Origin of the sequence: Arthrobacter sp. GMC3 (assembly GCF_002929305.1) — a bacterium.
GTDB lineage: Bacteria > Actinomycetota > Actinomycetes > Actinomycetales > Micrococcaceae > Specibacter.
In genome coordinates this window covers 236,442-255,963 of the sequence record NZ_PJIO01000006.1, presented here as the reverse complement: position 1 = coordinate 255,963, position 19,522 = coordinate 236,442, and the positions used below count along the sequence as shown (strand labels likewise).

Sequence of the window (19,522 nt, the reverse complement as noted above, 5' to 3'; positions counted from 1 at the left end):
AGCTTAGGTACCGCCAGTAACGCTCACCTGCGTGGCGGGATTGTTGGCGGCATCCAGGAGCGTCAGTGTTGCAGGGTCAAGTGCGGGCTCACCCGGCAACCCGTCGTTGGCGAGCACATCAATGGTCACCGGCTGGGTGTTCGTTGTTGTTGCTGCGTCATCGACCAGGGTGGTGGGTTTCGGAGCAACGGGCTTGTCGGTTGAACGCTGTTGGATGGTTCCGCTAAAGCTCCAGGCCGGCATGTTAGGGCCGGGGTAGTCCAGGTCCCAGGTGAGTGTATTCAGGGCCGCTGCGGCGTAGGACCACGAGGAGCCATTGGCCGCCAGCGTGAAGTTGGCATCAGCAACGAATTGAGTCATGTACGTCCCGTGCGGGTCAACGAAGGGGTTGGCATAGCTTTGCCCAACGACCACATCTGCCAACGTCAAGGTCTGATCCTTCGCATGCACTTGTGCTAGTTGCTGCAACGGGTTCAGTGAGCTGAGATCCTCAACATGGTTACCGTTGATATAGACCTCGCGTAGCAAGGGTGCGTTGGCCAACGGGGCGATGCTGCTGATCTGGTTATTGTCAGCATAGAAATAGATAAGATTCGGCAACGACGCTATTGGCGTCAGGTCAGTGACTTGGTTGGAATTGAACCGGACGTAGCCCAGTTGAGTCAGCCCCGCGATGGGGGCCAGGCTCGTGATTTTGTTGTTGTCCAGGGCGAAGCCCTTGAGCTTGCTGAGTCCTGCAAGCGGGGTGAGGTCCGCTATCTGGTTACTGTTGGCATTGATGCCCGTCATATTACCCAGAGACGCGAGTGGCCCAAGACTAGTGACCAGGTTGTTGTTGAAGATAATCGTGCCCAAGTTACTCAGACTCGCTACCGGGGTCAGGTCGGTGAGTGCGTTGTTTGACACGTTGAGGTCAGTCAGGGAAGTCAGGTTTTCCAAGCCGCCGAGGTTTGTCAGGCCCTGACCGACACAGTCGAGCTGGGTGATACTGGCTGCCTGGGCTGTGGAGACGGGCGCCGTATCCGCCTGACCGAGCCGCTGGTTGACGCAAGCCTGCAACGCAGGCTCAGCAAAAACCGCATCAGCCGCATTCGCTGGCGACGCAGCAAGAAGCGATCCAAATGCTATCGCTGCCGTGACAGCGAGTGAGCCAAGGATCTTGGCAGGCCGTTGATGGTTGAGTTTGCGAGGGGTCAATGGTTCAACATTCATAGGGAGAAACTTTCTCTAACGCTCACTACCGTTGGCTGGAAAATGAGCTGTCGGGACGGGTTCATGAAGCCAAGGCAGGTGCACTGCAGGACTACGAAAATTTGCCTCTCGTTAATTGGGGAGTCGTGCCGACGCGGATCATGACGCCATAAGCAAAAAATATTTTCTCGACCGCGCTGGCCCTATGACGGGCAACCCCACAGGGCCGGTATTGAAGGACTGAAATTGCAAAGACCTTGCACCAGATTTGCCCTACCCGTAGATTGGTGGATCTGGCCGCAATGAGGTGCCCGGTGGGTTGCGTCCTGTGGAGTGGTGGAGTTTTCCTCGACACCATGCGGGCCAGTTCTTTGACTGCGCTGTGGTGAGTGCTGGGACAAAATTTTCTTCCGCTACTGGGGTGGCTGTTGTGGTGTTCCTGGCTTCCCATTCGTCGTGTTACTCGGGGTGGACGGCGCCGGCGAGCCGAAGCAGGGCTGCGGGGTTAGGGAAGAATCCGACTACATCGGTGCGCAGTATGATTTCCTTGTTGACCTGTTTCATGGGATTGGTGGACCATGTCTGGCGCTAGTGCCTGGTTGGGAAGCTGGCGAACGCGAGTTCGTCGTCCCGGGTTTCGCTGAGCATTGCCGCGACTTTGGGATGGGATTTGATCAAGGACCCGAAGACTTCATTGAACCGGGTCTTCACGTGTTCGGCGTCGGGTTGGGTGAAGGGGGTGGGGATGATTGAGCCAACCATGTCCTGCGATCATTTGGGCATGATCGAGAACACGTTGTGCAATAGATGTACCCGGTAGCGCTGCCAGGCAGGACCTTGGAATACCGTGGCGATGGCCTTCTTCAAGCCGATGTGGGCGTCGGAGATCTCGAGCTTCGCCCCGTCCAGTCCACGGATTTTCCTGGAACGCAGGAACGCGGTCCAGGACCCTTGGTTCTCGCTTTCGCCAACGTCAATGCCAAGGACTTGCCTGCGCCCGTCCGCAGCTACCCCGAAGGAGACCACGACGGCTTGGGGCACGACTCGGTGCCCGACCCCGGCTTTGCATTAGGTCGCATCGAGGAACAGCACGGGTGGTCCATGGTGGAGAGGTCGCGGTCACGGAAGGCACCGGCTTCATGGTCGAGGTCCGCGGAGAGCCGGGAGCCCTCGGACTTGGAAATTCTGGGATCGGCACCGGGTGCCTTGACCAGGTCCTCCACCTGCGGGTAGAAACCCTGTGCAGGTAGGCCTCCATCACCACGGCGGAGACATCGGTGAGTTTGAGTTAACCTAGCAAATCGAGCTGGGCAGACTGCTCTAAAGCAATCGTGTGTTTGTGTCCTTTGTGAGCAGCTTTGATCGGTTCTCACTGACCATCGCACGATGGCGCTTCACATCGGAAATGCGAAACTCGGACGCCGGGAACTACAACACGCCCCGGAACACAATGGCCACGGCCATACACGCAGTCACGACCTGATCAAAAGAACTTGCAGCCAACAGTCAGCGATGTCGGTTGGTTTTCTTGTGGCGACGATTCTCGCGGTCGGCTGTTTTCTGGGCTTGTGTGGCGGTTCGGATGTCTGTTTTAGTGAAACCGAGGCTGGGTTGCGAGCGGATCCAGGCGTAGGTTTGAGCTGCTGTTGCGTGGTCGCCGAGCCGTGAATGGCATTGGGCGAGTTCGAAAGCTGAGAGGCGTGCGCGGGAGCTGAGGTCTGGGTCGAGACTACCGGTGGCGATGTCCAGGATTTGGCGATGCGTGTGGGCTGTCTCGACGATTCGGTTGAGTCGGTCTAGGAGCAATGCCTTGTTTCGGAGAGCTTTGACGCGTCGGAGCCGGCGAAGTTTCGAGTCCGTACTGGCACCATGGACGGCGAGTACGTGGTCGTAGGCGTCGATGGCTGCCTGAGCATTGCCGAGGTCGTCGATGAGTACAGCACGATTGTAGAGGGCTTGTTGTCTCGTAGTCATGAGATCATCGTCTGTGGACGGGGCGATGAGTGCGTCGAGGGTTTCGTATGCTGTGAGTGCGGCGTGTGGGTCACCGATGAAGGATTGCGCGATGCCGAAGCGAAGATAAGCCCGTGCGCGCATTCTTTCAGCGCGAAAATCCAGGTAACCGCGTGTGATCATCGCGCGTTGTGCTACGTCTATCAGGGCTGGCCATTGCTGTGTTTCGTTGAGGCATTCACCCCATTGGTCAAGTGCGGCCAGGCCCAGGATCGCGAGGTTCGGATCTGGTGTGCCAGCAGTTTCATCGACGACGGCGCGCCACTGCTGTACTGCTTCCGCTACGTTCCCTGACTCGTAGTGCTGATCTGCTGTGGTGAGGCGTTCGCGGAGTGCACGGTACCGGGATTCAGCTTCGACTGTCGAAGCAGTCGCGTCCGGAGAGGTTAGAGAGAGTACGGCGAGGTTCTCCCGCGCCAGCCGAACCGTGTCAACGATATCGGCGTCAGATTCTTCTTCGAATGCTTCGATGAGGCATTCGAGCGCGCTGACAGCACGGCTGGTGTTGCCCTGCTCATGCGCGCGGACAGCCTGGCTTAGCCGTCCGGAGGATTCATGGCGTCGAATGCGCGGATCGGAGTCATCGCTGAAAAGCCCTGCAAACCGGTTGAAGATAGCTTCGGCGTCGTCAGGACCGAGCGTGGAGTCGCGCCAAGCCGAGTAGAGTGCGTTCGCTGCCCACACTCGAACGTCCCAGGCAGGGTCATTGGCGAACTCTGAAACCACGCGATCAACGGCGCGGCGGGCTGCGTCCCAATTTCCTGCTTCGCGGTTGAGCCGGCCCTCCCAGTAGCTTGCCTGCGCAAACAAATGCCGAACCCTGTCTTTGGGGGCGTTGGAGAACCTCGCCCGGACATGTGAGAGCGCTGACAAGGCTTCCTCGCGTCGACCGATTCCCGACAGTCGTAGTGCACGGTCGACATAAAGTCTCGCGAGGAGAACACTCAGATCCGGGTCAGTGTGGGAGTGGGGGAAACGCTGATCAAGATCTTCCGACAGCTGCACTGCCATCGCGGGGTTGCGGCGAGGAGCCGAGGCGGGCGCGCCTCCTGGATCGGGGAAGCCGAGGACTTCGATGATCTGGGCCGCTATCTGAAGCCTTACGTCCATCGTTGAAACGGCATTGTCTTGGCGTGCGGCAGTGTCCGCGTATTGCAAAATTTGAAGGTCGGCTGCTGTAACCTCCGCGACCTCTCTATTGCGGTGCCGAACATGCTTGAGTATGGAAGCACGCACCCGTGGGTCCTGGTCCTTCACATAGCGGTCGATCAGCATGTTCCACTCCGAAATAGCTACACGGTCTTGTTCATCGGCAGGGAGCCGATTAAGTAGTTCCTCGAGGTGTTGGCAACGAAGCCAGAGATCTCTACCGACTTTGACGTCAGCTCCGGGCTCGCCATGGAGGGCAGCGAACGCCTCACGGAGGGCCACTGCCGGAGCCTCACCGGATCTGAGTGCGATGTCAGCGACCAAGAGTGTCGCGGAGAAGTACAAGTCGCGGGCGGCAGGGCTTTCGGCTGCTTCTGCGATCACAAGGTGCAGCAGGTGTTTTGCGGTGCCCGGGTCAACGTCGTGTTCTATTCGTAGCTCTGCTGCACGGTACAGAGCGGATGCACGAATGTGGCGCATCCGGTCCTCAGCTTCGGTTGCCAACCGTGCCGCTAATGATTCAAGTGCCGCCACGATCGTCAACGGGTCTTGGTGTAACCATCCGCGGATTACCTGGACGGTCATTTCAGCTTCGGCCGCGGCCCGCCGCACCCGCTCGTTCGCGGATCCGCGCCCCCGTTCAACGAACGAGGATGCAGCGCGGAGCATATCCACTAACATGATCGAGTCGAAGTCCTCTGCGTCATCCCGCGCATGGACCCATTCGAACCGGCACAGCTCCGTCTCAGCACGAAAAGCGACCACTTCATCGCCATCAAATCCCTCAGTGAGCCGATACATCCGCTCCACGTGCGTATCCAGAACACCTTCGGGAAGCCGACATATGTCCAGTTCGATCAGCAGCCGGGTTGCCTCCACAATTGCGACGGCTTCGACCTCGTCCGCGGCATACCCGCATCCGAGAAGAGTCCGCGTCAGCAAAGCCCTCACATCTTCCTCTTCGCCCTCATCAAGCAGGACTGTCGCTGCTTGAACGGCTTGGACAATGCTGTTCTCGAACATGGGCGCCTTCGGGTAGGAACTGGAATGCCGACACGGTATGAGTCAACCTAAAGCGAGCCTAGTCGGGCCCACTTACGATAGGAACCTAAGCGCGAAGTGTTGCAGCCACAACACGAACTCACGGCAATTTCTTCGGGATGCCGGATATCCCCACGGTGTACGTAAGGCTGCTCTCCATTGGCCGGTGCAGTCCCAAATCGGTGGCGGCGATTCCTGATTTGTTTCATGGGCTGGCTACCATGGTGTGACGGAGACCGCTTTTACATGATGGAGGAGACCTAACGTGAAATCCAAACTGATCGCTTGCACCATGGTGGGCATAGCTCTTACTCTCAGTGCCTGCTCCTCACCGCAAGTCCAATCCGTTGTGATTGCGAGTACCCAAGCGGGACAGTCAGCAAAGGAAACCTGTCAGCGAATTAGCCCGTATATGACTGACTTGATGGAAACGGCGAAGAAGGGACCTACCGCCGGCGAAGAGATCATCGCCTCCTTCACAAGGGTAAAAGCAGAATTGGCAATTGCCGGCGAATCCGCCACCGACACCAGTATTAAGACTGGCCTTTCAGCCCTGAGTGCGAGTATCGGAGAGTATCTGGTGCTCGTTGAACAGCTCAAAACGTCACCGAATCAAGTCCCTTCAAACCTGCAGGAAGTCCTGACAGGACTGGGGACCAACGGGAGTAAAGTCGGTCAACTCTGCAAGCAAGCAGTCACGGGTTCCTAGCAACTATTTTTTGCCGGAGTCGTGTGCCGATTGCGCCATCCACCACCTGCGGTTGGTCAGTACCAGAGCAATAAAGTCCTGGATTGTTGATGTCAGAAGCAAATCTTCCACGGTCAAGTCCATTGATGCACGGACGGCTGGTTCGTCCTCTGTTACTCGTGCGAGGCTATGGTTCCGGCCGCTGCTCGTGGACGATCCGCGCGCAAAATGGTCCGGGGTTCCTGCGGTCGTGATCGTTTTTCTGGGGGTCCTTGCAACAGGAGGGTTCCGATCAGCTCGATCGGTTTTCCGACTCCAGCCGTTTGCGTTTTCTGTCGGTGGGTTCGGCTCCGCTCCAGTCGAGTTCAACGGTGCTGTGGATGCTCAGGTCGGTGCCCTCGGAAGTATTGGCGCATGATGGACTGCTCCCCGAAAGTTGAACTCGGTATGAATAAGTAGGAGTCCACGGGGTCTGAGGATGATCCATAAGGGAATTCACGCTAAGGGCATGATTCGCGCGGAGCGTAGCGCTTAGCCGCCGCCACCGGGCTTTTCTCAGGAACCGTATACGGTAATGTGACTCCTTCGGAACCGCACCGTTTCCATAATTCTAGACGCCTACTGCACGCGCTCCAGTGAGGGACCGGCTACGGGACATCGTCGATGTTCTGGCGTGTGGCAGAATATGGCCATGCGTGAAGCGTCTGATCTGAACAGGTTGCCCATCTTCCGTTTTCATCCGAACGCTTTTGACTTGGATATCTTCGAAGTACTTGAGGGTGTGTGTGAGGCCTGTAAGATGCCGCGTACGATGCGCTACATCGCGTCGTTCTATGCGATGGAAGACGTCGAGTACATTTGCCCTTGGTGCATCGCCGATGGCACCGCCGCGCGCGTCTTCGACGGGGAGTTCTGCGCAACGATCGATAGCATCCCGGAGAATTCAATCTTTTCATTTGAAGTCCATGAGGCTGAGTCTCTGGAAGTCGCAACCCGCACCCCGTCGTACTTCTCCTGGCAACAAGAAGAATGGCGCTCACACTGCGGACGCCCCTGCGCCTTCCTTGGAGACATCGGAGCAAACGATCTACCGCAATACCTGACCGAGCCAGACTTCGCAGCGGACGTAAACGGGGGACTCGGCTGGGATCCTGAACTACTTCAAAAACTCCTAGCAAAGGGAGGAGACCTGGCCGGCTATCTCTTCGGCTGCCTATCTTGCGGCGCACACCGACTCCACGTAGACGCCAGCTAAATCGATTCTCATCAGGTGATATGCTTCGAACATGTTCTTGAACAAGTGACGGTGGGCTTCGCCTAGTGGCCTGTACTGATGGTCGCCGAAATCTTTTGAGCAGTTTCTAGAATTCCTTGCCCGAATAGGATTTCGATATGACTACCAAGGCATCGTGGAAGCTATCAGTGACACAGCCACCTGCTCCGCTGCTCGATGAGCACTCAATTGAGAACCACCGGCTATCCGACGGAAAAGAACTCCCGCCGTCCTACGTTTCGTTCGTTAGATCCTTCGGCTGGGGACGCTTGTTTGGGCTATGGCTCGTCTATACCCCGGTTCCCCCTGGACACGCCGACGGCCTACTTGGGCGCGGCGCCAACCTGACAGTCCGATTGCGCGAGGAATTCCAGCAGTGGCAGAACGAGGGTTACGACTGGGCGATTGAACCAGATGGGACTTGGGATATGCCGCAACGATTGGAAGTCTTTGCAATGAGTGAGAACGGTGACTATCTTGGATGGGATACCGGTAGCCGCGACGAGAACGGCGAGGTGCAGATCTACCACACCAGTCGATTCAACTCGCTGACGCGGATCGGTGGCAACATGCACGAAGCCATTGACGCACTCCGAGTGCGCGGCGGCAGCGTACCGTTCGGTGCCGCCGACTTCGACCCCCTAGACCTGACGATGCTGTGAACGGCCCGCGGCGCTGAACAGCCGCGAGTGGCAGAAAGACTGCGGGCGAGCTCTCGGCAGTCCACCTTTGCCATAGGCCTTCCCATAAAGCGTTCGGCGGATTTTGGCGGTCACTGCAACACGAGGGGTTGGAGGCGTTCGACGGCGACCCTGTCAAGATCCTCAGCACGGTGGACCCTCAAATCAGTGCAGTTGGGGAAATGCTGACTTAAGGGCCAGTTGGTGTTTTCGTTGATGCCGCGCCGCCACGACGCCACAACGAGCGAGGGTCGCTGCGGCAGATCCCGATCCCGGTTTCCGTCTTCGCTGTCAACGCTTATCGCTTCTGCTCTTTTGCTTTGTACCCGTTGGGCAGGTGAATGAGCATGATGAAGTTCGTGGTCCGCTCCACCAGGGGCCGGATGGCTGTCTGGTTGCCCTTGCCAATAATCAAATCCCTCTTGCCAATGCCCTGTCACGGCACGGTCTGCTACCTCGGGCGGGCGTCCGAGACGTTGATCATTCCTGGGACCCGGCTCTCACGTTGCCCTCCCAGTGCGTAAACAAGGGCTCAGATCCCGGTTCAGGGCGCCTCGGGACCGGATCTACCGGGGCCGGTAGATCGTCTCGGGTGACACCCGGATCTCCTCCCGGTCGAGGAACTCAACTCGCAGTCGTCCTACGGGCGGCTTCGGCGAATACTTCTTGGCTACACTTTCTTCCGCTTTCGCGCTCAAGAGAGTATTCGTGTGGAGTTCGGCCGGCCGGAACGATCGTAGGTGAGCACGTGGCTCGCTATGCCGTACCGGGTTTTGTGTTCCGCTTCAACTCCGAAGGTACCGTTGAGGGAGACCGGCCAATAGCCTGCCCGATCGCTCTCTTGGATTGACCCTGCGCGCAGAACCGCGATCTCCTCACGTTGGGCGAACGTCAGGCAAAGGCCCTTCAAATCCCGCCCACGGCGAGGTCGGACACCACCGGCAGCGGCCAGGTCAGTGCGCCCCGCACACCTACTGGTCCTGATAGGAATCACGGCATCGGTGAAGGAATCAGCGGCATGCGTCCCTGCCCAAAAGACCTGCAACAGACCGGCCGGAAAAGGATTGAAAAAATCGCTGTAGCAACACTCATTCGCTATGTGTCGCCAACACCGCAAAAACCCAAGGAACCCCAAACGAGCGAGTTAAATAAGCGGATACATTCGGATTGCGTTTGCTCCCGCACTCTTATGCGAATCCTCGAACTGTCATTGACCGCGTTGTTGTCTATTTGGCTGGGATTGATTTTCAGGGTTTTCTCGTTCGGGCTGGTGGGAGTGGGTGCTGCTGAAATCTCATCGAGACGAGGGAGTATCCATTTACAGATTTTTGGCAAATTCCTCGGAAAATGTTGATTGTGCCCAATTGTGAATCGGACGCAAGCCTTTTCTGGGCGGCCGCTGTTAGTATCCTAATCAATATTATTAATACTGATTCGGGGTTTAGGTGTTTAGAAAACTGCTTGCGACAGCGTCCGCCTGTATGCTAACCGTCGGCGCCAGCCTGTTTGTCGCGGTTCTTCCCGCTTCGGCGGCCACGCTCACCGTCACTTCCACTGTAGACGGGGACGTGGGCTCGCTGCGCTCAGTTCTGTCGCAGGCGGCGCCGGGCGATGTAATTGAAATTCCTTCGGGGTGGGAACTGCCCATCGCCCAAGGACAGCTACAGATCACCACCCAACTGACCCTGCGTGGCGCCGGGGGAGCACGCCCCACCATGTACTCGACTTCTGCCACCAATCCGCTCGCGCTGATCCAAGTTCAGGCCGCGGCCAGCTTGACTTTTGAGGGCATCAACCTCGGCGGCGCGCAGCAACAGGACATCGGCATCCGCGGCAACTTCAATGCCGGAGCTCTCACCATCCGCGACGCCAACTTCTCAGGGTTCTCGCGCTCAATCGTCCCCGAGGATACCGGGGCATCGATATTGATCGAGCGGGTCAGGGTCACCGGCGGCGATATCGGTTTGGGTGCGGGCGCTATTCAGCCCGGCGCCCAAGTCGTTGTCCGCGATTCGGTCTTCGACGGCCAGGGCAACTTTGGCATCCGAGTGGGTGGTACCGACGGTTCCGACGGAAGCAACGTGGTGGTGGAACGCACCCGCTTTGTGAATATCGGAAACGGTGAGCCCGGGGATGCCTCGATCAGCGTAGGGGCTGTGTTCGCGACCAGACCGGGCGATGCGCCCGCGCTGGATCTGCGCGAAAGCGTGATCAGCGACTCCAACTTCTCGCCGGTGGGCGGGGCAATTCGATTCGGCAACGTGTCTAACGCGAGTCAGCCGCGCGGGCCGAGCGTTCGCATGTTGGGAACCACGATCATTCGAGCAACGGCATCCCCGATCCTCTACTCGGATGTGAACACGCCCGGACCGGGGGGCACTGCGGTAAACGACCGCTTGGTGATCGAGAACTCCACCATCCAAGGGTTCCCCGACATCCGGCTCTTCTCGCTCTTCCAGCAGCATGGGGGCAAGACTTCCGACACCGTGGTCGGTATCGATCACTCGACGATCCAGGGCACGCTGAACACCCCTGACAATGCCTATCTCACCGCGCACATCACAAACACGGTAATAGACAGTGGCACTACCCCGCTTTTTGATGTGGTCAAAACCACCCACACGGCGCAGGACAGCGTCTTTACGGTCGTGGCTCCCGAATTCCCCGCCGGTAACCGGGTGATACTCGCGGCGGATCTTGGACTGCAGCCGCTGGCACCGGCAATCAACGGGCTACCGGTGCGATTGCTGAGCGCGACCTCGCCGCTGCTAGATACCGCGGCGGCGTCGAGCGCTCTCGTGAACGATCAGCGAGGTTTGCCTCGAGTTTCTGGCATCGCCAGCGATGTGGGCGCCGTGGAAATGCAGCGCTGGGTCCTCACTATTAGCGGTGGTGGAGTGGTGCAGGGGGGCTCGGCCGCGTACTTCACCGTCCATGTGGTCACCCGGGGTGAACTGCCCGGTGTCGCGGTGGTGGAGACGGCAGACGGTACTGCGCTTGCGGGGACCGACTATACCTGGTCATCGCAGTCGTTCATTCTGGATCCCGCCGCGGTGCTCACTGATTTCCCGGTGAGCGTGACCACCCTGTCGGCGGCCAGCGACCTGAGCACGTTCATCGCTCGCCTGAGCACGGGTGTGGGGAACATCGTGCAGATTCCGGTAGCCGGGGCCCAGATTCGCAACATGAGCAGCTCGACGCCGACGCCCACGGGGGTGCCCACCACCGCCTCGGGCTCACCCAGCGCACCCGTGAACGGCGCGGGTTCCTCGCCAACCACGGGCGAACTAGCTAAGACCGGGGTATCCGACGGTCCTGTCGGTGTGACCTTGATACTCGCGGCAATTCTGCTCGTCGCCGGGGGAGGTATCCTCTTGCGTCGCCGCGGCGCCTAACTAGTGGCTTCGAGAACAAAGCTAGACTGCGTCGAGTTTAGAAGAATGAGGACCGTTTGTGCATCAGGCGCGATTCTTCAATGCCACGGCGAGCTGTCACAATCCCAGATACACAGAATGCTCTAGCTGGGCCTGACCTTTCCCGCAATTTTCACCCACGGAGGGGCGCTAATGGGTGCTGAGGTGTGGGTGTATGGGGCGTATCGGGCGTATCGGGCAGTTAAAATAGTTCGTAACTATCCGACACCCGCATATCGCAGTTACAGGGTTGGCTGGCATGTTGCCGGGGACAGCCCCGGCTTTGCTTGACTCATTGACCTGTGAAGATCTCCGAAGCCTGCCGTGAGCCCGTTTTTGGGCTCACGAGGTCCTATTCCCGGTCCAGCTCAAAACCAATTTGTGTGCCGTGAAGGGGGTCGTTTGACTGGCATGCGCCAAGAGTAGAATGTTACCTATGGTATGGGTGGCTCAGCGGCTGAATTCGAGGTCGTGGCGCATTCGGGCGGGAGTTCCCACCGCGTCATATAAAACTCATCCTTATCTGTGCAAAGTGGAGAGTATTTAGTATCACTCGTTGTTGCAACCTCACTATGCAGAAACAGGTTAAAGCAATCCAGCAGCAGCTCGAAATGGGCCCTTGGTAGGACGGTGGGGTCGCAAGCGTTCATAACTAATGGGGGCCCTTGAGTATTCAACATGCTCTGACCTGCGGGGATAGTTTTCTTCGGTGTTTGCATGAGGCTGAAATTCAAACCCTCCAGCGCGGGCTGTTTAGGTTCGAATTCACGCGTTCGCGGATGTTTGGAAGTGCTGTGGCGCTAGGGCCACGATGGTTGCCTCGGAAATGCCGATTTTTAGACAGTGTGCCTTAGCAACCGATCAGTAATCCAGACAGTGACTTGAGCTGACCGGTCAATATTTTCAATAATGACGCCGCCGTTCGAGCTTGTTCTGACCGGCGGCAGATGAGGCCGGGGTGGTCTGTGAGGTGGTCGTCGTCGGCCATAGTGCAGCAGCGGTCCGGCAGGTGACCTGACAGGCTGGGCCGCCCGGACTGGAAGACCCGGACTAGAACACTTGGCTCACCGCCAATGACCTGATTGCGGACAAGGACGAAGCGGTGTGGCCCTCTCCTGCAAGCTGGCGTCGAATGGAACGGAGTTCCAGAAGACACGCCCTCGGACTCCAAAGTCCTGATGTGACGCGCTGTGTGTTAGGAACAGGTCAGGGTTAGGCCGTTCCATTGGTGGACGCCCGGCCCCAGATCCCCGCATTGGGTATTGATTGCGGTGAGGCCAATGAGGGTTGCTCCGCCTAGGGTGACAAAGGTTACGGCCCCGACGATGATGGCAGCGACGGCCCAGCCATTTTTTGCGCCGGCTCTGCGTGAGATGACAAGGGCGATGATGCCCAGTATCAGTCCAATAATGTTCAACAGGATGGCTAGGATCAGTGCTGTGATGCCTAGGCCGCGCCCCTTGTGGTTTGCGGGTGTGGTTTGAATGTTGGTCATGGCTCTTTCCTGGATGTGGAAGGGTGCTGCCGGAGGTGCTCGGTTTCAACACAATAACTCACAGCGCGATGTCCCGGCAGTGCGCCTCGCGCACACCGCGATGGTCTATGAGTTTTCCTTACTGGTGTTCTAGCCAGGTGAGAATTGCTTTGACCCGGCGGTTGTCCTCGCCCGGTGGCATGCCAAGCTTGAGGAAAACGTTGGCGACATGTTTGCTGACCGCAGCGTTGGAAAGGTACAGCGCATCGGCGATGTCCTTGTTCGATTCTCCCTCGGCCATCATGGTGAGGACTTCAGTCTCTCGGGCCGTCAGGCGACTTAGCGGTCCGGTGGGGGAGTCCGGTTTGGTGACGTGTCGTACGACTTCCGGATCGACGACGACGCCGCCACCTGCAACGATTTCGACGGCCCGGAGGAAATCTCCGACTCGGCCTACCTTCTCTTTGAGGAGGTATCCGACGCCGGCGTCGGCGCCGGGACCGTTGAGTAGTTCCTTGATGTAAGGCCCTGTCACGTAGGCCGATAACACCAGAATTGGTAGGTGACGGTGTCGGTCCTGTAGATCGATGGCTGCACGCAAACCATCATCGGTGTTTCCTGGAGGCATCCGCACATCGGTGATCACCAGGTCCGGTAGTTGCGCTGTGAGGGCCATGGCATCAACGGTGGAAACAAGGGAGGGCGCGTCGGTGCAGTCGCGGACCACTTCGTGTCCGCTTGATTGGAGTATCTCCTTGATTCCGGCCAGGATGAGTGCCGCATCATCGGCCAACACTATTCTCATTGTCTTTTCCTTCATAGTTGTTTGCGGCTTTGCATTATCACCACTGCGGCTCGGCGGGGGCGGTGATCTCTACCGTGGTGCCGCTGCCGGGCGGGCTGATGACCTTAAGGTCGCCGCCGATGCTTCGCATCCGTTCGCGGAGTCCCAGGAGTCCGGTGCCTGTGCCCTTGCCGAGTTCCACGCCGCCGGGGCCGGCGTCGATGACGCGGGCGGTGACGCCGTCCTGTGTGAAGTGAAGCTCCAATCTGACGTGGTCGACGCCGGCATGCTTGGCAACGTTGGTCAGTGCCTCGGATACTGCGAAGTAGACCGCCCCCGCGGTGGGGGAGGACAGTGACGAATCATCGGTGTCTTCCGCTACCACGTCGACGTCCAATGGCGAACGTGAGGCCATCTCCTGGATTGCGGCCACGAGTCCCAAGTCGCTTAGTTCGGGCGGGTGGATCCCGCGCACGGTGTCGCGTAGGCGCCGAAGGGCGCGCTCTGCCTGATCTTGAGAGCGTGAGGCCAGTGCCTGGAGGCGTTCCTTGTCTGCCCCGGAACTGGCGGCCGATTCGAGCAGACCAAGACTGAGTACTACTGCCACGAGGTCCTGCTGGGCGCCGTCGTGCAGGTCCCGTTCGATGCGTCGGCGTTCCTGCTCGAAGGCTTCGGTGAGTGAGGCGCGGCTGTTGCGGACCTCTTTCAACTGCGCTTGGAGGTCTAGGTCCTGTTGGCTGGAAAAACCGAGAAGGGCTGCGTCACGGACTTTCGAGATTCCGATGAGTAATGCCGTGGTCACCAGGGCCAGCACTGCCCCGGCGGGGACGGCCGCTAGTGACTGGCCAAAGGAGGTGGGCGTGAAGGGGCCCACCTGTGCAGCGACGCCGACGGCCCAGAGCACGGGGGATAGGGCCAGTGCCAAGGCACCGATGAAACCGAAGAAGACGATGAGCAACGACAGCAGACTGAGGAGGAGTGCCGTCAGGAAGATGGGAAGGTCCGTACGCCACAATCCTGAGGTGCGCACCCGGGCACGGCACCAGGTGCTCCAGGATTGGTGGGCCGGGCGCAACCGTGAACTCGGTGCGCCGCAGGCACGCGCACGCAGCCTGTCAATCTCTGCGACTGTGACGGCCGTTAGGGGCAGTAGGGGCAGTAGCAACAGCATCAGTGGAGTCAGCGCGGCGGCCAAGACCTCCGTCAATACCCTTCGGAGCAGGATCGATGGTGGCATGAATCAACTCTCCCACACGGCGAGCACGCGGAGACGAAAGGTAGACCTGGCTCTACCTGTATCGGGTGACAGCACCAGTGTGTGTGCGCTGTAGAAGCGGTGGAATGGATATATGCCTATCGAATCCAACTCAGCCGACCTTTGTATACGAGTACGTGGCCTGCACATGGCCTTTCCTGTACCCAGACGGGGCAAGGAAAGCGCCCAAATTTTGCATGACATCGACCTCGACATCCTTCAGGGCCGGCTGACTGCCATCGTCGGTCCATCCGGCTCCGGCAAGTCAACCCTGCTCTTCTGTGCTGCGGGACTGGAAGAGCCCACCGGCGGCACCATCGAAGTGCTCGGAGTTGAGCTCGGTTCCCTCAACACGCGTCAACGTGCCACTTTCCGCAGTGAACACATCGGCTTCGTCTTCCAGGACTACAACCTGGTCAGTTCCCTTTCTGTGGAAGAGAACATTGCACTCCCGGCCCGCCTCGCTGGACACAAGGTGCCCAAGAAGCGCATTCGCGAAGCGATGGAGCGGCTGGGCATCGAAAAACTTGCCCGACGGCGCCCGGACAGGCTGTCCGGCGGCGAACGTCAACGCGTCGCGATTGCCCGGGTTGTGGCCAACCAGCCGCGCATTGTGTTCGCCGATGAACCCACCGGGGCCCTTGACCTGCAATCAGGCCATGTGGTCCTGGATTGGTTGCAAGCTCTTCCGGCCCAGGGCACCACCGTGGTCATGGTCACCCATGATCCTCTCGCCGCAGCCAGGGCGGATCAGGTGGTGGTTATGGGTTCCGGTCACATCCACCAGGTCATGGCCGGTGGAGATAGTCACGCGATTGCTGATGCCATCCTTGCCGCGCAGGCTGTTGCCGACACCGCGGAGGTATCCGCGTGATCCGTCTGGTCATGGCCGATGTTCGCCATCAAGCGGCAATGTGGCTGTGGACTGTTCTGTGCGCCGCCGTTGGTGCGGCATGTTCAGCGGGCTCTGTGATTGCCATGTTTACCGCCTTGGGTGCAGCCCAGCATGCAGGGGACGCCAGCATGGTGACGGCTGCGATTGCGCTGGGGGGAAATATTGTCTTCTTCACGGTGCTGGCCTCGGTCGGCGTCGTCGCATCCACCGTGGGCTTGACGCTGACAAGCCAGCGCCGCGAACACGCCTTGTGGCTGGTTCTGGGTGTCCCTCGCAGGCGTGTGCGCAGCGTGCTGAACATTGAGCTAACGGTTCTGGGCTTGGTAGCAGGGGTCCTCGCACTGCCGCTGGCGCTCTTGGTCGCTGCTGTAGCGCTGGTTCAATGGACAAATTCCGGCCTTGACCTGCACGGAGCCAGCATCGCCTTCCAGCCGTGGCACCTTGGCGCTGCAGTGGCGGCAGGAGTTTTTCCCTGTTTTGTGGGTGGTTGGGGTGCCGCGCGACGAGCATCGAAGACCCCGGAGATGCGTGCTTTCCGCGAGAACGCAGACCCGAGCGTCCGGACCGGTGTCGGCCGGAGCGTTTTGGCATTCTGTCTGCTCGCCGGTGTCGTGGGCATGTGGCTCCCTGGTTTGGGTCTGGAACTCAGCGGTGGCCTTGAGCAGCGCACGGCCTTCGCCTTTGCCGGCAACCTGTTCTTGGTGTGCCTGTTGCTGCTCATGGGGCCCTGGGTTCTTACACCCCTGATGACGCTGTGGACAGCCGTGGTACCGGCCAAAGACGTGGCATGGCGGCTAGCTGTTCACTCCTGCCGAACCCGTGCGGCCCGCAGCGTCACCACGGTGTTGCCCTTTGCCTTGGCCCTGTCCATGGTGGGCCTGTTCATGGTGATTGGAAACGCGATGCCCGGCGGCACAGCAGGCGTTGGCGATGTGCTCGTCGTCTTGGGCTGGGTCTTTGTTGTCTCGTGGGTCGGGGGTCTGGCCGTCATCGCACTGGTCGGACGCGAACGGCACCGAGACTCCGCACTGCTCAGTGTGGCCGGTGCGCGCCCCGGCGTCATCGCCAGATCCACCCTGTACGAGGGGCTCATCTATGCGATCACCGCGATCCTCTTCAGCCTCATCACTTTATTGATCGCTTGCTGGACCATTGCACTTGGTGCCCGTGTTTCCCCGCTCAACATGCTGTCCGGTCTGCCATGGCTCACCCTCGCAGGACTCGCTGCCATGACGCTCGCCACTCCCTGCGCGGCCCTGCTATGGCCAGCCATTGCAGCATCCCGCACCAATGTCTCCAATGCGCTTCGCAGTTGATGTGCCGCTGCGGCTGCACGACTAACCGCCTCTTCTCCAAGAAGTTCAACGGCATGCAGCAATGCATGTCCCAAAAATAAGGAATCACACTATGACTACCAAACCACGCACCCTGCTCGCCCTTGGCGGGATCGTTCTCCTGGCCCTTCTCGCCACCGGTTGCAGCAGTGAGAGCGGCACAGGCAACGACACTGTAGAGACCAAGTCGTTCGCGTTCAGTGGGGAAAACCTCACCGTAACCTCACTCTCCTCCGATCTTGACCTCATCTCCGCGGACGTCGACGAGATCCAGGTCGTACGGGCGACCAGCGGCGGGGTGGTCGGGGCAGAGCCCGTGTCCGTATGGCAGCTGGACGGGAACACCCTGACGCTGGATCAGAGCTGCACAGGTGTCTCTATCAATTGCAGCGCCCGGTTCACCGTAAAAGTACCCCGCAACGTCACTCTTTCCGCTGAAAACGACGGCGGACTCATCAAAGCAACCGGATTCACTACCGAGCTGAGCATGAAGACTAAAGATGGGGATATTGACGGGGAGCAGATCTCGGCCAAGTCAGTAACTACAAGCACCAGGAACGGCAACGTCCAGCTTAACTTTGGCACCGTGCCCGACCTCGTCAACGTACAAAGCCAAGACGGAAATATTCACCTAGCCCTTCCAAAAGCGACGTACGCCGTTGACACGTCCACGAAAAAGGGAGATGTCACCGTGAACGTGGCCACGGACGCTGGCAGCGCTCACGCGGTGAAAGCCCAATCCCGCAACGGCGATATTACCGTCGAAAAAGCCCCGTAACCCCTGCAGCGTCAACAAGAGAGCAGTTGAAGATGACTAGGCTCTGGCCCCAATGGGTGCCGACTGGTCGCGGCGCCACTTCATCCGAAACCTCCGATCTTCGTTAGACGGACTCGTCGGTCGCGAGCGAAGCTACTTGCCGTCAAGGTTTTGCCTCAAGGAGACTTCAACAATATGAAGGCTTGCGAACTGACCGTGATGAACCAAGAGTAAAATGAGAACGCAACGCGAACGATGCAAAATCCACTGAAACAAGCGGGACTCATCGCAACTTGGCGGGTGGGGCGGCTCTAGGACTGCCGGGCCCTACTGCCCGATTCCGACCATCACCTACCAAACACTCAGGTTGCCCCCGGTGGCACCTGCAGGCGGACTTGGCCAAGGCCGTGAAATCACGTGGTAAATCCGAGATGTCCCGCGAATGGCTGCCGTGCCTAACATCAATGAGGCCGGACGGCCTGGCGTTCCACCAAGGAATCAGCTGACTCGTTTGTAGGTAGTGGTCAATGTGTATTCCTTGGACGGACCCGAAACCTGCCAGGTTAATGTCCATGACGACTCCGAGGAGATCCTGACTCGACCCGCGTAGCGATCGGGACTACACGTATGCACGAAGTCGGTGGCACTCCAGTCATGAAACCATGTACCGTTCTCGAACCAAACCCCCCACTCATCATCAGAGTCTTGGCGTAGTTCAAGGAGCCGGCGAAACTGAGTTACGCGCTCGTCGTATTTCAGATCACCGTATTCTAGCCATGCCACGCTTCCATCGGGCGCTAGGTTCATTTCCGCAATTCCACTCGCATACCCATGTCGATTGTGATGGAAATCATGGATTTGGCGTTCAAGGAGCCACGTCCCGACCAGCTGTGGCGGAGCTAGCCTTCGCATTACTTGCAGATCATCACGCATGAACTGTTCCACAGGGACTCCTCAATTCTTCTGGACTAGCAGCGTTTCATCCGTTGGTGGCCAACTGAGACAATACCAACGGATTGAGGTGTCCAACTGATGCTCGCATCAGTTGTTTTTGCATTGGATGTCTTTGTGGCTGCGATGGGTCATCCTGTTCGGGTCACTCGCCGTGATGGCGAGGCAGTGGTGTTGATGTCGGAGAGCACGGATCAGGCCCGCGTCTCGCTTTTGGGGCTTGCGGCTCAGCTTGTCGCGGTGTCAACGAGTACGGAGGGAAGTCTTGCATTGCGCATGAGTGACCGCTTCCCGTGGATGCTGGCCCTGAGCCCGGCTGACCAGGAATCCTGTGCGAACGATATTTTGACGGCCGCGCAGGCGTCCTTTGTAACCAACCAACCACACCTGGCCATTGCAGAACTCACATCCTGGCGTGAAACGGCGACGGCGATCGCGGCTGGTCTTGGCGCGGAGCCTGTGGAATGGCTCGATGACTCTGAATCCGTCGAGCGTCCCTCAACACATGGCAAAATCCGAAAAGGTTGAGCGGCCAACGCAGAAGAGTGAGTATGAACTGCGGTTTGCATCGGTTCAGGCGAAGCGTGGCTGGGTGTCGATCTGAATGCCATTAACAGGAATTCC

At 58.9% G+C, this 19,522-nt stretch carries 15 protein-coding genes and 2 pseudogenes; 8 read left to right on the top strand and 9 right to left on the bottom strand.

Translation table 11 applies throughout. The annotated features are described in order from the left end of the window. Positions 1 to 3: 3 nt before the first annotated feature. The 3 genes and pseudogenes from CXQ94_RS12340 to CXQ94_RS12330 all read right to left on the bottom strand — a co-directional run bounded on the left by CXQ94_RS12340 (position 4) and on the right by CXQ94_RS12330 (position 5,376). Entirely contained in the window at positions 4 to 1,212 is a 1,209-nt protein-coding gene (locus tag CXQ94_RS12340; RefSeq protein ID WP_104090534.1) for a leucine-rich repeat domain-containing protein, read from the bottom strand. 441 nt (positions 1,213 to 1,653) lie between these two features. Next, positions 1,654 to 2,464, bottom strand: a pseudogene (locus CXQ94_RS23065) (IS256 family transposase); the annotation flags it as partial. Positions 2,465 to 2,697: 233 nt separating this feature from the next. Next, a complete protein-coding gene (locus tag CXQ94_RS12330; protein ID WP_104090528.1) occupies positions 2,698 to 5,376 on the bottom strand; it encodes a tetratricopeptide repeat protein in 2,679 nt (892 codons plus the stop codon). A gap of 283 nt (positions 5,377 to 5,659) precedes the next feature. Between CXQ94_RS12330 and CXQ94_RS12325 the strand changes: the two genes are divergently transcribed. From CXQ94_RS12325 to CXQ94_RS12315, 3 genes are all read left to right on the top strand, one after another. Then, complete coding sequence (locus CXQ94_RS12325; protein WP_146070298.1) at positions 5,660 to 6,103, top strand: hypothetical protein; 444 nt, start codon at positions 5,660 to 5,662, stop codon at positions 6,101 to 6,103. Between the two features lie 670 nt (positions 6,104 to 6,773). Beyond that, a complete protein-coding gene (locus CXQ94_RS12320; protein ID WP_181034196.1) occupies positions 6,774 to 7,337 on the top strand; it encodes a CbrC family protein in 564 nt (187 codons plus the stop codon). A gap of 137 nt (positions 7,338 to 7,474) precedes the next feature. Continuing rightward, entirely contained in the window at positions 7,475 to 8,017 is a 543-nt protein-coding gene (locus CXQ94_RS12315; protein WP_104090520.1) for an SMI1/KNR4 family protein, read from the top strand. A 143-nt stretch (positions 8,018 to 8,160) separates the two neighbouring features. Here CXQ94_RS12315 and CXQ94_RS23060 read toward each other — a convergent pair. Beyond that, a pseudogene (locus CXQ94_RS23060) lies at positions 8,161 to 8,288 on the bottom strand (IS30 family transposase); the annotation flags it as partial. A gap of 503 nt (positions 8,289 to 8,791) precedes the next feature. Further along, a complete protein-coding gene (locus CXQ94_RS23335; protein ID WP_104090517.1) occupies positions 8,792 to 8,914 on the bottom strand; it encodes a helix-turn-helix domain-containing protein in 123 nt (40 codons plus the stop codon). A 602-nt stretch (positions 8,915 to 9,516) separates the two neighbouring features. Here CXQ94_RS23335 and CXQ94_RS12305 point away from each other — a divergent pair. Continuing rightward, on the top strand, positions 9,517 to 11,430 hold the full coding sequence (locus CXQ94_RS12305; RefSeq protein WP_104090514.1) for a choice-of-anchor Q domain-containing protein: 1,914 nt from the start codon (positions 9,517 to 9,519) through the stop codon (positions 11,428 to 11,430). A 1,213-nt stretch (positions 11,431 to 12,643) separates the two neighbouring features. Here CXQ94_RS12305 and CXQ94_RS23055 read toward each other — a convergent pair. From CXQ94_RS23055 to CXQ94_RS12290, 3 genes are all read right to left on the bottom strand, one after another. Further along, a complete protein-coding gene (locus CXQ94_RS23055) occupies positions 12,644 to 12,943 on the bottom strand; it encodes a hypothetical protein (RefSeq protein ID WP_258067050.1) in 300 nt (99 codons plus the stop codon). A 118-nt stretch (positions 12,944 to 13,061) separates the two neighbouring features. Further along, entirely contained in the window at positions 13,062 to 13,727 is a 666-nt protein-coding gene (locus CXQ94_RS12295; protein WP_104090511.1) for a response regulator transcription factor, read from the bottom strand. Between the two features lie 37 nt (positions 13,728 to 13,764). After that, positions 13,765 to 14,943 carry a sensor histidine kinase gene (locus tag CXQ94_RS12290; RefSeq protein WP_104090508.1) on the bottom strand — a complete coding sequence of 393 codons (1,179 nt, stop codon included), beginning with the start codon at positions 14,941 to 14,943 and terminating at the stop codon, positions 13,765 to 13,767. 211 nt (positions 14,944 to 15,154) lie between these two features. Between CXQ94_RS12290 and CXQ94_RS12285 the strand changes: the two genes are divergently transcribed. From CXQ94_RS12285 to CXQ94_RS12275, 3 genes are all read left to right on the top strand, one after another. Next, the gene (locus tag CXQ94_RS12285) at positions 15,155 to 15,835 is read left to right on the top strand and encodes an ABC transporter ATP-binding protein (RefSeq protein ID WP_219817039.1); all 681 of its coding nucleotides are present in this window, start codon (positions 15,155 to 15,157) and stop codon (positions 15,833 to 15,835) included. Continuing rightward, on the top strand, positions 15,832 to 17,172 hold the full coding sequence (locus CXQ94_RS12280; RefSeq protein ID WP_104090505.1) for an FtsX-like permease family protein: 1,341 nt from the start codon (positions 15,832 to 15,834) through the stop codon (positions 17,170 to 17,172). The genes CXQ94_RS12285 and CXQ94_RS12280 overlap by 4 nt, the downstream gene beginning before the upstream one ends. Before the next feature lie 91 nt (positions 17,173 to 17,263). Continuing rightward, positions 17,264 to 17,968, top strand: coding sequence for a DUF4097 family beta strand repeat-containing protein (locus tag CXQ94_RS12275; protein ID WP_104090502.1), 705 nt, complete (start codon positions 17,264 to 17,266; stop codon positions 17,966 to 17,968). A 477-nt stretch (positions 17,969 to 18,445) separates the two neighbouring features. Here the strand turns inward: CXQ94_RS12275 and CXQ94_RS23330 are convergent, their stop codons facing one another. Continuing rightward, a complete protein-coding gene (locus CXQ94_RS23330) occupies positions 18,446 to 18,859 on the bottom strand; it encodes a DUF6314 family protein (RefSeq protein ID WP_368665581.1) in 414 nt (137 codons plus the stop codon). Positions 18,860 to 18,979: 120 nt separating this feature from the next. Here CXQ94_RS23330 and CXQ94_RS12265 point away from each other — a divergent pair, with 120 nt between their 5' ends. Further along, positions 18,980 to 19,426: a prevent-host-death protein gene (locus CXQ94_RS12265; RefSeq protein ID WP_104090496.1), complete on the top strand. Its 447-nt coding sequence runs from the start codon at positions 18,980 to 18,982 to the stop codon at positions 19,424 to 19,426. Positions 19,427 to 19,522 lie beyond the last annotated feature (96 nt).

What these genes read in the sequence shown, in the direction of transcription:
- CXQ94_RS12340 (WP_104090534.1), bottom strand. Translation starts at nt 1,212, where the DNA reads ATGAATGTTGAACCATTGACCCCTCGCAAACTCAACCATCAACGGCCT.
- CXQ94_RS12330 (WP_104090528.1), bottom strand. Translation starts at nt 5,376, where the DNA reads ATGTTCGAGAACAGCATTGTCCAAGCCGTTCAAGCAGCGACAGTCCTG.
- CXQ94_RS12320 (WP_181034196.1), top strand. Translation starts at nt 6,774, where the DNA reads ATGCGTGAAGCGTCTGATCTGAACAGGTTGCCCATCTTCCGTTTTCAT.
- CXQ94_RS12315 (WP_104090520.1), top strand. Translation starts at nt 7,475, where the DNA reads ATGACTACCAAGGCATCGTGGAAGCTATCAGTGACACAGCCACCTGCT.
- CXQ94_RS12305 (WP_104090514.1), top strand. Translation starts at nt 9,517, where the DNA reads ATGCTAACCGTCGGCGCCAGCCTGTTTGTCGCGGTTCTTCCCGCTTCG.
- CXQ94_RS23055 (WP_258067050.1), bottom strand. Translation starts at nt 12,943, where the DNA reads ATGACCAACATTCAAACCACACCCGCAAACCACAAGGGGCGCGGCCTA.
- CXQ94_RS12295 (WP_104090511.1), bottom strand. Translation starts at nt 13,727, where the DNA reads ATGAGAATAGTGTTGGCCGATGATGCGGCACTCATCCTGGCCGGAATC.
- CXQ94_RS12290 (WP_104090508.1), bottom strand. Translation starts at nt 14,943, where the DNA reads ATGCCACCATCGATCCTGCTCCGAAGGGTATTGACGGAGGTCTTGGCC.
- CXQ94_RS12275 (WP_104090502.1), top strand. Translation starts at nt 17,264, where the DNA reads ATGACTACCAAACCACGCACCCTGCTCGCCCTTGGCGGGATCGTTCTC.
- CXQ94_RS23330 (WP_368665581.1), bottom strand. Translation starts at nt 18,859, where the DNA reads ATGCGAAGGCTAGCTCCGCCACAGCTGGTCGGGACGTGGCTCCTTGAA.
- CXQ94_RS12265 (WP_104090496.1), top strand. Translation starts at nt 18,980, where the DNA reads ATGCTCGCATCAGTTGTTTTTGCATTGGATGTCTTTGTGGCTGCGATG.